This is a genomic window from Pedobacter sp., assembly GCF_046462515.1.
Taxonomy (GTDB): domain Bacteria; phylum Bacteroidota; class Bacteroidia; order Sphingobacteriales; family Sphingobacteriaceae; genus Pedobacter.
In genome coordinates this window covers 173,769-190,525 of record NZ_JBKGVD010000006.1, presented here as the reverse complement: position 1 = coordinate 190,525, position 16,757 = coordinate 173,769, and the positions used below count along the sequence as shown (strand labels likewise).

General features: G+C 37.5%; 8 protein-coding genes. 1 reads left to right on the top strand and 7 read right to left on the bottom strand.

All coding sequences use genetic code 11. The annotated features are described in order from the left end of the window. Positions 1-6: 6 nt before the first annotated feature. The 5 genes from ACLHG9_RS06575 to ACLHG9_RS06555 all read right to left on the bottom strand — a co-directional run bounded on the left by ACLHG9_RS06575 (position 7) and on the right by ACLHG9_RS06555 (position 13,017). Positions 7-6,321, bottom strand: coding sequence for a hypothetical protein (locus ACLHG9_RS06575; RefSeq protein ID WP_410220698.1), 6,315 nt, complete (start codon positions 6,319-6,321; stop codon positions 7-9). A 203-nt stretch (positions 6,322-6,524) separates the two neighbouring features. Next, the gene (locus ACLHG9_RS06570) at positions 6,525-7,001 is read right to left on the bottom strand and encodes a hypothetical protein (RefSeq protein WP_410220697.1); all 477 of its coding nucleotides are present in this window, start codon (positions 6,999-7,001) and stop codon (positions 6,525-6,527) included. Between the two features lie 33 nt (positions 7,002-7,034). Then, positions 7,035-7,508, bottom strand: a complete 474-nt coding sequence (locus tag ACLHG9_RS06565) for a hypothetical protein (RefSeq protein ID WP_410220696.1) — start codon at positions 7,506-7,508, stop codon at positions 7,035-7,037. 5 nt (positions 7,509-7,513) lie between these two features. After that, entirely contained in the window at positions 7,514-10,846 is a 3,333-nt protein-coding gene (locus tag ACLHG9_RS06560) for a hypothetical protein (RefSeq protein ID WP_410220695.1), read from the bottom strand. Further along, on the bottom strand, positions 10,846-13,017 hold the full coding sequence (locus ACLHG9_RS06555) for a hypothetical protein (protein ID WP_410220694.1): 2,172 nt from the start codon (positions 13,015-13,017) through the stop codon (positions 10,846-10,848). Before ACLHG9_RS06555 ends, ACLHG9_RS06560 begins: the two co-directional genes overlap by 1 nt. Before the next feature lie 415 nt (positions 13,018-13,432). Here ACLHG9_RS06555 and ACLHG9_RS06550 point away from each other — a divergent pair, with 415 nt between their 5' ends. Continuing rightward, entirely contained in the window at positions 13,433-14,362 is a 930-nt protein-coding gene (locus ACLHG9_RS06550) for a peptidoglycan-binding domain-containing protein (protein ID WP_410220693.1), read from the top strand. A gap of 74 nt (positions 14,363-14,436) precedes the next feature. On the opposite strand, the gene ACLHG9_RS06545 is transcribed toward ACLHG9_RS06550, so the two are convergent. Next, the gene (locus ACLHG9_RS06545) at positions 14,437-15,249 is read right to left on the bottom strand and encodes a hypothetical protein (protein WP_410220692.1); all 813 of its coding nucleotides are present in this window, start codon (positions 15,247-15,249) and stop codon (positions 14,437-14,439) included. Between the two features lie 313 nt (positions 15,250-15,562). Next, complete coding sequence (locus tag ACLHG9_RS06540; RefSeq protein WP_410220691.1) at positions 15,563-16,612, bottom strand: linear amide C-N hydrolase; 1,050 nt, start codon at positions 16,610-16,612, stop codon at positions 15,563-15,565. Positions 16,613-16,757 lie beyond the last annotated feature (145 nt).

The window sequence follows — 16,757 nt, the reverse complement described above, 5'->3', positions numbered from 1 at the left end:
TCTGGCTTAATTCTTATTTAAAACAAACTGTGGAGTGGTGTACTCTTCATATTCGGTTTCGTAATTCTCGCCGTTAAACATTTTATATCTAAATGTTAACTGAGCTTCTCCAACAGGTAATTCCATAGCTGCATTTGTAATGAACACCGCAGCAGTATCCCTGGAGTGTATATACAGAAATTCGGCTGCTCCAATTACAGTATCATCATTCGCTGTTACCTGCATTTTTACCGTATTTTTTAGCGGATCTTCAGGTAATTTCGGATCATTAAATGGTTCAGGATTCCGAACTAACAAACCTAAAATGCGTTTATTTTGTGTATCAGGTTCTATATTAATGATGATATTAAATACCGAATGTTCTATGATTTCAGTATGCTTTATTTTTAATCCTCCATATATTATCCTGTCATATTTAACAGCATAACGCATTACCGCTTCAGGGGCGTTTGCCGGATCATTATTTAATAAAACCATTATCTCATTCGAAATCTCGTTGGCAGTATAAGCAGTATAAAGCGGATAAATGGCATAATTTTCTTCTCCTGGAGTATCATTTATAATAAAACTACCTGCCTGCTCTTCAAAACTCGAAAATCTCGATGTGATAAAACTAAACCTATGTACTTCTGCAACACTTTCTTGCAAGCCTTGCGGCTGATATTTTGCATTAAAGATTGCTGTATAAAGCTTGTTAGGGTATAAATCAGGCAATTGATAAGAGCCCTGTTTGGTACGCTTGTTTATGGTTAAAGGTTTTGCATTACAATTATCACCCGATGCAGCTAAATTCATCAGGAATATGATTTGCTGATCTGCAGGTAAAGAACGGTAATTGCCAATATTGATCTCTTTATCAGGAAGTTGCTCCCAGACCAGAGCCGGACTTAATACTGTACCAAAATTATCTACAACCTGCATTTCCAGACTGTTTTTTACTTCTGGAAGCCCCTGATAACTGTCAAAATCCTCATACATTGCATAGATATAAGGCTGATTAAACAACAATCTTATTTTTGGCTGGTGGTAAAATACAGGTTTACTTAAATCATGCCTACTTTGTGCATCAGGATAAGAGCGATCATAGTCTATGTAATTCTTTAAATTGATTAGTTTAAACTCATCTCCTCTATCTTCTGCCGCCAGTTTATCATATACTGAGCTCTGCTGGTGAAAATGACCAATTGGTCCCGCTGTTTTAAAACCGTATATCTGTGTATAGGTTATGGAACCATTTACATTTCCATTTACCACATCTCTGGTTTTAACCGCAACGGCATAGTTCGTATTTGGCCGCCATACAGGCTGTATAGTCTTGCTTAACCCATCGCTCATTAATTGTATTTCGTCAATCAATTTCTGCTCTGTAATCTCATTTTCTTCTTGTCTTCTCTGCAGCTCTTCTGTTAAGTAAGACAATTGCTTTAGCCGTGTAGATCTGATCTGCCTCTCTTCCTGTTTCAGTTCATCTGGTATGGCTATACTCAGTTTTTGCTCTTTATCTATAAATATTTCAAGCAAATCATTTTGCCTGTTTACAGAAATCAATACATTTTTATACTGCTTTCCTGCTATATATTGTGTATCACAATGTACCGTTAAAGCTGTAGATACTTTAAATCCTGAATGGCTTTGTCCATTATAACAGGTAAAACAAAAAGTACATACAGGTAAAGTATTTTCAGTATAAACTGTAAGATCATATACCGGGTCTTGCTGCAGCAAGTGTAAAGTATATCCTTTAAGATTACCTGTTAATTCATCTTTTTCTACTTTACTAAATAACGTGGCTATGCCTTTGTTAAACGGATTAAATACCACTGTGGTTTCCAGCGCAAAGTTTCCTTCTTCTACTTTTAATACAGGTTTGTAAGGTACAATCAGTGCATCTTCTTTTGAAGTATAGTGATAAACCTCGCTCATTTGCTCAACACCTTCCTGCTTTTTAAAATAACCCGGTGTTAAATCAGGGCTGCCCAACGGAATGGCCATTAAATTACCTGTTGTAGCGATATTGCTGTTGAATAACCAGCTGGCTACAACTCCCGGATTGTCATTATAGCTTTTAACAATAACTTCCTGAAGATCAAAAGCTTTATTAAACAGATTAAAGTAAACCAATGCTTTATCTTTCTCATTAACATGTTCAGATACTGCATAAGAAAGGGGTAACTGATAATATCTGCCTAAATTTAAGTCGCCTTCAAAATTAAGCTGTACAGCTTTTTCAAATGTAATTTCAACTCTGGTTATTGGATTATCTAAATCTGAATAAACAACTGTAGCCTGATCTTGATTTTTCTCTACATAAACCGGCTGCATATAAACATCTGTAGTCTCAATCCTGGTAAATCTGCTGTCAAAATCAGGTCTGCTGGTTCTTATTTGTTTTATAAAATCTACTCTGATCCTGTTTTCATTCGTACCGAATTCTATTTTAAAAAAGCTTACCGGAACAGGTATACTTATGGTAATTTTTCCGCCATAGGTTTCAATCAACAGGTCTTTGGCTTCGTAATCTGCATCATAACTTACTTTAGCATTTACACCCTGTAAACTAAATGAGCTGCCCCCTTGATCAAAATCAGTTTCATCAGGATAAACGGTATCTTCTGCAACTGTTTTCCATGAGATATAATGTTGTTTTACCAGGTTTTCAAAGCAGAAAAGATCTTTACGCCTAAAATTAAGACCATCTAAATCGCCCAGAGTTTGTACAGACTGGTTACTGAAACTAAACATGTTCTGTGAAAGCAGGCGTACCTTATTGTAGCGGTTGGGTTGTGCAAACTGCCAGTAACCAATTTTAAGGTTATTAAGATCAATTATTGGAAGACTGGTATGCGGATCTATGTTTTCTTTTACAATGGCGGTTACGGCCTCATAAATATTATAAGGTTTCCAGTGCAGAGCGCTTTCATCCCAGCAATAAATATCTATACCCAACAAATCATATTCATGACGTACCTGGGTAGATAAACCTCTTTGCGGAGGCATAAGTTCACTATAGCCTTCGGGTAGCTGGTTTCCACCCCCACCCAAACGGTTAAAAGAAGGTTTTACCGCTTTAAGCAACTCTATATCAATAAAACTGTCTAAGGGTACAGTAATCAGCTTAATTTTTTCAGGATCGGTAAAGCTATATTTCCAAGCAGGGTCTCCGAGTGCTGGTGGTTCGGTAAGAACTCCGGTAATTTGTTGGGTAAAATAGTTCAGAGTAAAGATATCACCAGAAAGGATATTGGTTGCTGCCATAGGCAAGTATCCATTGCCATCAGGTAAATTGATAACTCGTTGCGGCTCACGTAAAGGTGCATCATTAGAGCTGATGCGCCATGTAAGCTCAAGGTTAATATTGAATTTTACAAAAATTACCCTGAAACTGATACGTATGCTACCTTGTATCACAAACGGATGTGGCGCATCAACTGCCAAACCAAGCTGTACAGATAGACTTATTTTAGCTTTCCATACTTTTAGGTACACATAACCACCTACCTGTATAAAGGCACCTACCTGTATCGGTTTAAAGCTCAGTGAGCCTCCCATATCAAGCCATGCGCCTAAGCCTAATGCTACAGGGCCAAAGCTTCTGTTAAAATCAAAACGTGCGCCGGCACCAACTTTAAAACCTTTTGATGAAATCATCAGGTAAGCATAACCCTGGAAGAGGGTTAATATGCGTGCCCTGATCCGTTCGCTTTCCGGCTGATCTTTACCCAGGTTTAAATACCATCCAGAAGCATTATTAAAGAAGAAAGCCAGTTCCATTTTACCCGATAGGGATAAAATAGCTCCGTTTAAGCCCCCGTCTTCGGGCAATTTATAATCTACTCCCAAACCTGCGGCAAAGCCGTTACTGTCTATAGAAATAAATGCACTGAACGGGGGATCTGACGGATCTGTCAATCCAATTCTGGAACGAAGTATGGCGGCTTGTCCCTGTAATAAAAACACATCTGGAAGGCCTAGCAGTAAAAACAGTTTACTTGAAAAGATCTTACCCGAATCAAAAGCAGTGGCAATAGAAGCTCCTGCTCCTAATGAGAAGCCTGATTTACTGGCAAACTTATCAATTTCTATACCCTCTCGTTTTGTAACCGTACTTTTAGCTTTATAATATTGCCACCATGTAGCATTTTCTGCGAGCGGCGGTGTGGTAGCCTGTTTAGAAGGTAAATAATGCTGACCTATAAGCCCCCTGAAACCGTATATACCCAAACCTGTTGCCCCCAATAAAATTGGCGTAGGCAGTTCCATGCCTATATCTACAATAAATGCAGGTACAGAAGGATTTAAACGCATGCCCCCGCTTCCGGCCAAACGCATACGCGGCAAACTGAAACTGATTGCACCTGCATATTCTGTATTGGCCTGCGAACCTTCTACCGCAGGGTTTGCAGCGCTCAAATAACCGTTCAGTATAAAAGCAGCTTTTTCTTTCGATACATTTCCCGGTATGGTAAGGTCTATATTTAAACGATCTACACTTAAAAACGAATGGAAAACCCCATCATCAATGGTAAAGTAGTATTTAATACCATTACCAGAAGTATTGATACCTGCACGACCGGTATTGACCATACCATCGAAACTGAAGTATCCGTAACTGCGTTCTACACCATTATGTTTACCCTTATATGCCGCAACACTAATGTTACTTACTTCTAGTTTTACAGGCCCTATTTTCAGGAAGAAAGATTTAGACAGTTTAATACTGCCTCCTCCTTCAAATTCCATACTGCCATCATCCCATATCCGTAGCTTATTTATAGCTATACCTTTTGGCAGTACATCGCCCATTAAAGGTATGTTGGCTGTAAAATCCAAAATACCTGCTACCTCTGTATAATATCCTTTATCTTCTTTTCCTAATTGCAGGCTTGTGAGCTTAATCTCCAGCACATTAAGCAGGTTAATAGGCGGGATATCCTGCGATATTGCCGTTAAATTAAAATTACCATCATTTTTTATTTGTGCCTGTATATCTATAACAGCAGGTAAATCGCCCTGCTTAAATTTATTTAAAGTAAGTTTTCCTTTAATATCTGAATGTACAATGGAGCCCATTTTAAACTCCATCTGAAAGAGATTAAGCTCTGCTTTGAATTTACCAAAGTCTCTGCGCAGCAAACCATTACTTTCTAAAGCAAATGAACCCGATATGCCGCCTGTACCAATAAAAACATTTTCGGCCCTGATCTGCGCACTTCCTCCACCCGCACTCTCTGTGCCAAAACGATGCAAGCCTAAAACCACCTGCTTGGCATATAATCCTGTAAAATCAGCAGGGTAACCTGCCGCATCGGCCTCAGGAATGTTGGTTGTACGGCTCAGATCTAATTTAGCCGTATCAAAATTTAGGGTAAGACCAGTATTGCCTATCTGGTGCAAAGCCTCAGGATATGCAGGTAATAAAGATCCTGCCAAGGTAATATCTGAACCTATACCAGCCTCGGTATCTGCATAAAAAGTAGCCTCGGCAAATTTAAACAGCGATCTGGTATTGGGAATAGGTACACCTGCCTGCGTAACCGGTTTTAAAATATTGTTTGGAAATTCAATAGCTGCCGAAAGTGTTAAGGTGGTACGCAATTTGGGTTTGAGCAATTTCCTGATGTAATTCTCAATACCATCTGGCACCATTAAAGCATAAAACTGTTCCAGATTGCGTTTGGTTTCTGCAAGATCTGTACGCAGAACATACAGCAGAAACATAACCTGTGCAACACTATCTGGAATAGCGGGGCTATTGGCAATTAGATCAGCTACGATTTCTACCGTTGGTTCCTCACCCACAGGTAGGCTCAGGTTGGCAGCAGGATAATAATCATTAACAGCATCTATCAGTTCCTGAAACTTGCCATCTGTACCTTCATCACTTTCTACAAAATAGTTTAAGGTCTGCGCAATTACCTGAGCCTCGGTAATTTTAAATATACGCAGGCCCAGCTGGAAAAAAGCTTCGGGTGTAAAAGCGAAATTCTGTAATTTAAAAGAGCGTAAAAAAGCCAGTAACTCCCATTGGTACTGCAATGAAATAGGAAAAGAAGATATGTTTACATCATCTGCAGAGGGGTTAAGTACCAAACGCAAACCAAAAGGCAGATCCAAACCCAGGTTATTGGTTACGATTTCCAAACTATAAAACGCCGAATCGCCACGGGCACTTTTAGAGAACTGAAAGTTCTTGTAGTGAATGCGGTTCAGCAAGTTCTCCAGCCCGGTTTCTGCAAATTGCAAAAAATCTGGCAGGTCATCTACCGTAATCAGCTCTGAAAGAGCCGGGTAATATCTTGGGCTTACAGGTTTGGTTGGCATATTAATTATCTTAATTGGCGTTAAAACTTTAAATAGTTTGGTATTTCATTACAGTGCGTACATGCAGTTTACCAAGCAAAACTTACGAAGTACAAACCTTCCTTATTATGGAATTTGTATTTGCGGCTCATTTATATTCTGTTTACATTTTCATCTTCTAATTTTTATAAGCACACGCGGCACGCGTGCGCCAGCATAGGGGGTTAGAATGGATTTCTACCTTGTTTCACCCTATCAATTCCATGATTAATTAACCCTGACAAAGTAGGAGTTACCTGAGAAATCCAACCTTGATTACTAGCATAATAATGACCTTCATATGTTGGTGGATTATTACCCTCGTCCAGATAGACAAAAATGAATTGATCACCAAGGTTGTATACGTCAATTACAAAAAAAGGGCGAGATAAAGATTTGTTTTCTTCTACCATCTCACTTCTTACAAATTCTTGCATTTGTTGTTGATTTTCAAAAATTCCGTAATCTAATACATAACAAAATTGTCCCGCTAAAAAGAGTAATTCTTTTAATGCTATTGGAAAAGGGTTGCCATTATTATACAGTTGTTCTAATTGTGCAATTTCCTGTAATGAAATAGGTTTGATGGCCCTCAAAAAACTAGGGTCACTGGGATTACCAATTGGATTATGCCTTAATAAGGTTAAATATTTTATTTCCATGATATTGCTGCCTTAAGTCCTAATTAGGAAAATTCAAAATGGGTTCATTCCTTCCTTAACCCTGTCTATCCTTGACGTTATAAGGTCTGTTATAGTTCTACCAGTTGAAACTAACCACTCGTCTATGGGCTCCTCGTAAACTGCATTCCAAACAATCGGTCTCAGACCTATTTCATCTAGATATATAAACAACATCTGATCACTGGGATGGTAAACATCTATTGCATAAAAAGGACGATTTATAGATTTACTATTTCTTGCAAGGCGAGATCGGACATGCTCTTGCATTTGCTGTTGTGTTTCATTTCTTCCCATATCTATTACATAACAACTATTTCCTGCTAAAAAAAGCAACTCCCTCAATTCTTGGGGAAAAGAGTTTCCGTTATTGTATATGCTTTCTAGTTGTTCAATTTCTGCTATTGGAGTGGGCTGATTTATCCTTTCCATATCAAGCCCTCTTTTAATAGAATTGTCTCTTAAATACTTTAAATATTTGATTTCCATATCACTTAGTTTAATAACAAATTTAAATCTGGTATTGAAGTTGCCGATGGGTGAGATATAACTTTAATATTTAAAGTTTTACCTTCACTTTTAGCTAACATTTTAAGATAAGCAAAATAGCCACGGCAACTAGTACATATTTCTAATGTGGATTCTATTATTAATTCGATCTGGTCTCCTTGATGCCAATAGTCTTCCATAAGATTAAAAATCATCTTTAGCTCGGTATCGTAACTCCTCGAAACTCCAATAAGATCGAAAGCCTTTGTTTTAAAAATCTTGAATCTGGAGACATTATTAGGCTCTCTAACTAAAGATGGTAAAGAACCTGAAAACATATTGGATATTTTATTAGGTCCTCCAGAAATATAAACTTCTTCTAGAGAGTTAATCAGTGTATCCCCATTATACACTTTTCCTTTCACTAGAAGTTTATTAGCATCCATAAAATCGGTAAGGGCTTCTCCCGTTAAATTATCAAAAATCCCACCATATTCTAATGCTGTCCCTGTTTGTAGCGCTCTTAATCGCTCTATTCCAATCAATTCACTAGCAACCTCTTGGTCATAAATCTTATTTGCCTTTTTCAATAAAGTTTTACTTTTATTCGCCAGTATTTTTACGAGTTCCGGCACTAATGTAGAGGAAGCAATATCGATGAAATTTTCTACATCAAGTTCATCAGGATGCCCATATTTAACCCTATTTAAAACAGACTTCAAGATATCTAGCACCTCTGGCTTTGTTGAGACTTTTTCTATAAAAACAGTGTCATTATAAAGCCCCCTTTTTACAAATTCCTGTATTACTTTAAGGCGTGAATTGTCATCATAAGCTTCTAAAATTCTACGTATTGGAACTTCATCATATAAATTTATTATCGTATCAACATTTCGGCTTTTAGTCACAAAGTCAATATTCTTTGCTTCTACCATAATATTGTTATTAATTAACCTGAGCCAATTGTTCATCCCTGAGCCAGTATCACGATTAAGACGCAACAATATTATGTCGTTTGTTACCCCACCATAATGTTGATAAAAAATATACTTCTGTTTTGAGCTAAGACTACCATAAACCGTTATTACATTATCAATATCTAGGCCTCCTAGCTTTAGTTCTTGTAATTTTTGGCCTAATTGTGATGTTAATTGAGCCTGTTTTGATGCTAATGAATTTACCAGATTAACTAAATCAGGAGGGACACCGTGAGTTGTTCCGGGAAAATGGGATATCATTTCCAAAATTTCCTCTGCCTCCTTTACTGCTTTATATCTAGCATATGCTGTGGCACTGCCAGTGAAAAGCATTAATCCCAATATTAACATTTGTATCTTTTGATGATGAGCTTTCTTTGCTGGGTCATTTTCAGTTGTACTTAAATATTCCAGATAATTAGAAATGGCACCTGCGGTAAAAGTAACTATATCACCTCCTACATCAGCTGCTCTCCATACAACAACAGCCTCACTTGCTGTTAGCTCTCCTCTAATTGCTCTTCCTAGTTGTGTTATATATTTTAGATATTTTATATCGTTTAATACTGCTAATCCTCCCGAAGCAAAAAATAGTGTAAGATCTATGCTTAGGTTAATAGCTAATGAGATACCTGCGTCAAAATCTGCTAACTCATCATACTCCTCTGCAAAATAAAATAGAAATATAGGAATAGCTGTTCGCTGAGGGATATTCAAGTCAAGATTAGGTTGATACCCAGATAGAGTCATTGGGTGGTACAAGTGAATACGTCCGATTTCAAGAAAATCTATGTCATACCTTACACCATAACTGAATTTCATCGTTACAGCATCTTCTCTAATTATGCTAATATATTTGCCGTCTAATTGGGAATGGTATTTATTTACTCTCCTTATTTCAGTTGTGCCAAATGCATAGTTTGAAATTTGAGCCGTTCCAAATTCAAAAACATTTTTAGTAGTGCGTTCATTTGGGGTAGTTATAAAATATGAAGCAAGATTAATTATATCTGAGCCGGGAGGAGGGGGAGTTTGATCTGGAGGAAAATAATTCCAATTATATTTTGACTTCTTCCAAAGCTCATAAAGCGCATATGCATAATACTTCCTGTTTGGTTGCTCATCTACAAACCAATTCACTATTGTATATCTTTCTAATCTTGCATCGTCCAATAGCCGATAAAGTATTTCGAAGTATGTTGTTTTATCATTTTTCTCTAGTAAAAAATCTAAGAAGATATTTGCTTTTGATGAATCTATTGAAATCACCAGTCTTACTATAAACTGTTCTTCCTCTTCACTAACACTTCCTTTTGTTATAAAATCTAATAAGGTTTTCTCTATGAATTCATAAGGTATTGTCCTTAACGCGGAAACCGGTAGAATAGACAACAGATATTTCATCTTCTTGTCGTCATTCAGTTCTTTTAGTTTATCCCGTTCACGATAAGTCGTAAAGTAAAACTGGCAAAGACCATTATAATATCTGGAATATTCATAAAAATCTGGCTGTCCAGACATTATGGGGTTTAGAACGGTTTTGTATATATATTGAGGGTCATCCGTAGGGTTATAGAAATATCCCCAATTCCATAGTAGGGTAAAAACTAAGTTTTCTAAAGGACTAAGACCATTTGGGTCTGGGTCTGCATTGGTACCACTATTGGCGTTTCCATAAATGCGTGCGCGCGAGCTTACAGGAATAATATACTCAATTACATCTTCTACAATATAGTTAATTTTATATGCAGATAAAGTTGTAATCTTTTTATAAGTGCGCTTACCTCCATCAGTAACAGACCAATTTTCTACAAATTCTCCAAAGTTTTTCCTAAAGAAATAGCCCGTAGGCTTTTCCATTAGATTAACATTGTTAGGCGTAGGCGGAAATGAAGATGACGGCAGGTCTATTTCGAAACCTACCAAGGTATGATTGTCGTAAACACGTTTCTTGTATTTTTTTACGGCATTACCATCCAGTTCTATATTAAAAGTATATGTATTTTCTTTGTAATAATAATTATAAGGTTCCGAAAAATCGACCACTTTAACAGTAATTGGGTCGTCTTTTTGAGCTTCCAATCCTGCAAAAGGAAATTTTTCAATGGCCTTTATTTCTATTGGCGTCATTGGGGTATTATACATATTTGCAATATACTGGTGGATTACAATTTCTTTATAGTATCCCGATAGATCCACATCTTTTCCCCTATATTCGAAATCATCATTTTGAAAGAATTTATATATCTTGCTAGAATAGGTAAAACCAACAAGAAAGCCTTCACTGTCAAATTTAATCTGCGTGAATTTATCGTCTAAACGAACGGGTGTTCCATCAGTTTTTAAGATTACAACTTCCATTATATTACCTCATTAACAAATAAATAATTTATATCCAATAACAAATCCGGCATATATCTACTATACTCCTCCGTAAAATAATAATACCTATCCAGTGCATAAACTATGATCTCATCTGCAGGCATAAAAAGTTCTAAAGCACCACTTTCTTTTTCTGCCACTATGCCCAGTTTATATTTTTGGTAAAGTGTGCCTTCAGCCGAGATGAGTTCGTTTCCATCTTCAAACAGATCCAGCAAAAACAAACGGGCATTGTACATACCATTAACCAAAGCACTCAATGCAGTATGTTCTGCATCGGTCATACCTACCATAATTCGATCTGGCAAAGCGCCATTCGTAGCTTTGAGTTTTAAGCCTGTTATTGTAAGCACACCATCTGTAAACAACTGCCTTTCGTAATAAAAAGGCTCAGGCAGTTGGTAGGTATTGCTGTTGCTGGCACTGCTAAATGCAGATGAGCTTAAGGCCGCTCCGGTATTTACCCTTCCTCCGATCGCTATTGCATCAGTCAGGGTATCTACACTTTCGGCAATATAGGTTACTCTTTTTAGCAAGGGTGTAAGGGTATCATCAGTAGCGATCACATCTGTAACTTTGGTAGTCTGTACCGCTGCTATGCCATAATGGGTTTGGTTATAGTATTGGCTAATGAGTTTTAACCGCTGGTTGCTCAATGTACTGTATAAAGGAGTACCTGTAGGGTTTAATAAAGGCACTGCATCCAGCCCGTCAAACACTTCATCAAAATAGTTAGGTACGGCATAAACAGGCGTAGTTACGTCATCTTCATCGGTTTCTTCGCCTGCCTTGTAAGCATATTCCCTGCCTTGATAAAACAGCATGGCAAAAGAAGCAATATTGTATTTATTGCCACTTTCTTCTATAGCCGGAACGGTTAACTGTAAAGGTCTTGTCCATTCAGCAGGCGTTCCGTCCACATCATCGGGCAGCGAAAGATTTATCGCATCGCAAAAATTATTATGCTGTGCATTTACCACATTGCCAAGTTGCGCGTAAAACATGGCGTTGGGGTTATTGGGGGTTTTGGTAAACTGCAGGTACAAACTGTTGGTGTCTTCATTATGCACGCGTGCATCTTCATCAATCAGCACAGGCCATTCATCGGTACGGTAAATGGTTTCGCTAATGGCATTTGCAGTATATCCTTTTTTAAGATCATTGCTATTGGTATCGCTAATTGCATAATTACCATAAAAATTATAAGACCGTGTACGATCGCCCTGTATATAAATGTACCAACGGTGTTTGCTGTATAAAATACCCAGCAAATCGGTACAGATATCATTCGCGGTTTTATTGTACCACTGGCCAGAAATTCTGGCTTTTACAATACCACCTGCAGCATGAGCTCCGTAAAAAGCAACAATATCAATAAACTGCAGTACCTGTTCCATACGGCGCAGGCGTAACGCGCCGGTACCTATGGTATCCCAAATCTCAAGTTCTGCCCTCCATAAGCGGGCATAGTCAAGATCAAATACAAATCTGGTATGATCATTAGGTTCACGAAAGTCGCCATAATCCAGCACTACATCCATACCAAAATCACCATTATCTACAAAACGGCCAAGAGAGACACCTGCCGGTATTAAAGGCAGCTCAAAGGCCATACCCGGGTCTTCGGCATTATTGGTATAAGTAGCCTGTTTAAAGAAAAGATCATCCAGCAGCATGGTTCCGGGCTGGTTATCGGGATCGTAGCCCATGTACTTAGCCATAAAATCGGGTACAGCCTGCCCCCTACTGGTATAGAAACTGGCAAAACCGGCATTGATCTTATGGATAAAATCTGAGGTATTCTCGCCAGAGGCCAGTACCTTATTATCGTTATCAAAAAAATCTCCCTTACGCAATCCTCTATATACAAAATATTTTACCTTAACGCCAGGAAAAGGCTGATCAAAGGGGCGCAATATCAGATTTACCAGACCAGGGTTACCTGTTTGGGGTTGCACCAGCACTATACCCCTGCAAATAGCGTAAGCATTGGTCACATAATTTTCCCAGCTTCCAAAAACAGCAGTAAGGCTGAACTGGTTTGCTTTTTCTGTAGAGTTACTACCCCGCGGACCAAAAGCCTGCCACTCCTGCTGCGAGAAAGTCATAGGGTCTGCAAAAAAATAAGATATAGGTGCTGACTTGTCCATACGGGATCCTGAGTTATTTAGAGATTTTATACTATATTATGCAATAAGGGCAGAGAAACTCAAGCCCAATTTTTAAAGTTTAGCAGTTATATATAATCTGTGCTTATAAAAAATATCTGGCTACCGGTAAATCAATACCAGAAGTAAATGCTTAGATAAAGTTTCCGGAATTTTAGGAAAAAAAAAGTCTTATCCGTTAAAAAAAGACAGCTTGTTATCAGCGTGTTTTCTTTGAGCTTGCTTTGTCTTCATAGGAGTGCGTCTTGGTTTTTAATGAAAGAATAAATTATTTGGTTGTGTAAGCTCAAGATATAAACATTTATTGAATAAGCAAAGAGCTTATTTACTTTTTTCTCATATTTAATAAAAATTTTATATTTATACCTATTATATTTAAACTAAATTAAAGTATCTCATGGCAAATTTTAACATTAACGATGCTCTGATAAAGGATCTCATCCATATTAACCAGTACACTTTACCAGAAAACGATCTTATTTTTATCGGTATCAGAGGAGCTATCAGTACTACTCCAAACGATCAGGCTTTTAAAAAAGCCCAGACACTGAACCTAATGGATATCAATTATATCAATCCCAGATGTACCATATTGCAATGGGCTACCAAAACAAACCAACTGGCTTCATTCCCTGCCAGTACCGTACCCCATATCAGCAGTATAAAAGCAGCTTTGGTGCACCAGGGATTAGGCGCCAATAGTTTGTTTACCGGTATGTACACCGATTACCGCAAGGGTTGGCATAAAGCCGGAACAGCCACCGGGCATGAAGCATTTAGGCAAAATGCCATACGCCCCATCAGAAGAAGTGCAGATGATCTGGATTACGATAAAGACGATCGAATTGAATACGGTAATCCGCAGGATAACATGCATTGCGGGTGGTTCCAGAGCTTAGATTCTGCAAGTTATTCAAGTGCCGGATGCCAGGTTATTATGGGTTATCCTAAATGCAGCAGACCAGGCAGAGAAAAAAACATAGGGCCGTGGGCCGTTTTTCATAAAAATGCTTACAGTATACCACAAAATTCTTTCCCTTACCTGTTATTTACCGGAACTGAAGTTTTTCAGCTTGCGGCAGGTAATACACCAAAAACCTTTAAACTAAGATTTGGCTCTAAAGGTTTACTTGTATCTGCTTTGCAGGAGGCTTTAAAAACAAAATCATATTACGAAGGAAACATAGATGGCGATTTTGGCGAGAGAACTATGAGGGCTTTGGTAAATTTTCAGCTCAAAGTTTTTGGTAAAGATGGTGCTGATGGTATTGCCGGGCCTTTAACCGCTGAAGAGTTAAAGATTAATCTAAAATATAAAAAAATATAATGGTTCTATAGCGTATTTAAACAAAAAAGCACGTGTTTAATACGTGCTTTTTTGTTTAACTTAAAATACTAATTCTAAGCATATATATCCTCTGTATATTGAGCAAAAATAAGATCTTTATTGCTTTCTTCTGTTTGTATAAGCGGGCTGTTCTTAATGGTTTCGAGCATCATATCTGAATAATTTTTAGCATAAGGTTTAAATTCATTATCAAACCATAAAAATGACGACTGGATTTTAGAAAGCCCAATCAGAGGAATTAAGCCTTCTTCTGTAACCACTTTATAGCCGCTAGATTTTTGTGACTTAATGCTCAAACCTAATGAAGCATTAGCCAGATCAATAACCGGCACTTTAGCTGCCGCTTCCAGTGTTATCGAATAATCATTAGAAGTAGATATAACAATAAGTGCCCGTTTGGCCACTACCCTGTCTGTAACCAGCACATATTCTCTGCGCCAGATATTTTTATTTTTTTTATGAAGCTCAAGTAACCTCTGTCCAACCTGAAACTTATTTTCTATCATTTCAAACCTGCACTGGGCAGCATTAAAAAACACAGCATTTTCTTTTGAAAAACTGATTTCAATAGAAGCATTTACCGGAACATTCTGTACATTGGCTTTTACCTGCGGTTTTAACTCAAACTGTACCCCTGTTTTACTGGTAAAAAATTTTTCGTCAGAGCTGTTATCTTTACGTATTTTTATTTTAAGATCTTTAAGCTCTTCTATGTTTGCAATATTACCCTGCTGAACAAAGATATTGCCTTCCATAACACCAAAATCCCCTAATTTAACCGGAAATCCGGGCTCCCAAACTCCATAGAGAACTTTTTGGTTCTCTTTTACTGCGTCTGAGTAAACTTTTGCGATTGAATTTGCCATAATTTTTGGTTTTAGATAGATTAATATAATTTATAAACGGATCTCTCTAGTTGTAATTATTACCCCAAAATGTACCGACCAATTGTGTATTAAGAAAATAGAATGAAAAGAATAGCGAAAATTCATGAGGCATTAATTAACTGTAAAATAAAGACTTACAATAAGCAATATACCATAAAAGAATAAACAAAGCAAATCTAATTTAGGCAGTTCATTTACAGCAGATAAGCATCATAGAAAAACATCTGGAGGTTAAACATAAAAAAGCGCAACCCATTTTACCGGATTGCGCTTTTATAAAATTTCCAAAAAATTAAATCCCTAAAAACTTAAAAGCTTTGGTTTCTTTAAAATAGCCATTGGTTTTACCATTGTACGTAGCATAATTAGATAAGTCTAACTTCATCACCTTTCCCCTATTGCTCAGATCAAAATCTTTAAGGTTTACCCAGAATGTATTGGGTGTAAGAGCGGTTTCAAAGTAATAAACCATATTTTTTTGGTCTGCTACAGAACGCCAGCGGGTTGACGAGATATTGGGTTCAGTTTCTGATGAAATACCAAAAGGCACAGAACAATTTCTGATTACACTGAATACGCTGGCCACTGCAATTCTTGTATCCTCTGTTTGTGGTATGGCATTGATGTAATAAGAAGCTCTCACAAAACGATCGGCTGCCCTATTGGTTCCAGGCAATACCATTGTTCCGGGTACGCTTTTCCAGTAACTGTCTAGTGCAAGCTGCTCATTAAATAAAGGCGAGTTGGTCATTACCGTATATTTATTACTATGGTGCACCATCAGTTTGCCTTTAACGTATTCAAAAATGGCATTATCGCCTTTGGCATCAGATATAGACAAATGCAGAGTAGTAAATTTTTTGGTACCCGGCACATAATCACTCACAATTACAAAGGGTTCTTTTTTTAAAACCTGCACAGCCTCTTCAACCGTAGCGTAATTATCCAATACATATTGTGCCCAGGCCGAGATTGAAATTCCTTTTTTACTGCCTTTAGGATCAAACTTAGGGTATTCAGATTCTACCAGCCACAAAACATTGGCTACCAAACCTTTTTCATTTAAACCATCAACAGTGGCAATGTCCCATGCACTGCTAATTACACTTCCATACTTTGAAGTCCATTCTACCGATCGCGGGCCAACCTCGCCAGATCGCTGCATACCACGCGGAAAAGCCCAGATGTTTGCCTGGATTTCATCTTTCCAGTCCATTGACCGGGCAGTGATCACATTTCCGTTAGGTCCTTTATAAACCACTCTGGTACATGCAAATAAACTGTTTAAAGGTAAAAAAAAGCTGCTGCACGTTATCAATAACGTGAATAATGATTTTTTCATAAATATTTTTCTTTTAGTGATGTATGCTAAATATACATTTTAAAAATGAGCAAGCCAAAGTTTTCAGACTTCTAAGCATACTACATATACCTCTTTCGACAATACACATCGTTAAAAAGTGTTAAAACATTTTTGTTATTACGAA

Excerpts from the sequence above, each read along its gene's own strand:
- ACLHG9_RS06570 (WP_410220697.1), bottom strand. The coding sequence starts at position 7,001 with ATGGAAATAAAATATTTAACCTTATTAAGGCATAATCCAATTGGTAAT.
- ACLHG9_RS06550 (WP_410220693.1), top strand. The coding sequence starts at position 13,433 with ATGGCAAATTTTAACATTAACGATGCTCTGATAAAGGATCTCATCCAT.
- ACLHG9_RS06575 (WP_410220698.1), bottom strand. The coding sequence starts at position 6,321 with ATGCCAACCAAACCTGTAAGCCCAAGATATTACCCGGCTCTTTCAGAG.
- ACLHG9_RS06540 (WP_410220691.1), bottom strand. The coding sequence starts at position 16,612 with ATGAAAAAATCATTATTCACGTTATTGATAACGTGCAGCAGCTTTTTT.
- ACLHG9_RS06545 (WP_410220692.1), bottom strand. The coding sequence starts at position 15,249 with ATGGCAAATTCAATCGCAAAAGTTTACTCAGACGCAGTAAAAGAGAAC.
- ACLHG9_RS06560 (WP_410220695.1), bottom strand. The coding sequence starts at position 10,846 with ATGGAAGTTGTAATCTTAAAAACTGATGGAACACCCGTTCGTTTAGAC.
- ACLHG9_RS06565 (WP_410220696.1), bottom strand. The coding sequence starts at position 7,508 with ATGGAAATCAAATATTTAAAGTATTTAAGAGACAATTCTATTAAAAGA.
- ACLHG9_RS06555 (WP_410220694.1), bottom strand. The coding sequence starts at position 13,017 with ATGGACAAGTCAGCACCTATATCTTATTTTTTTGCAGACCCTATGACT.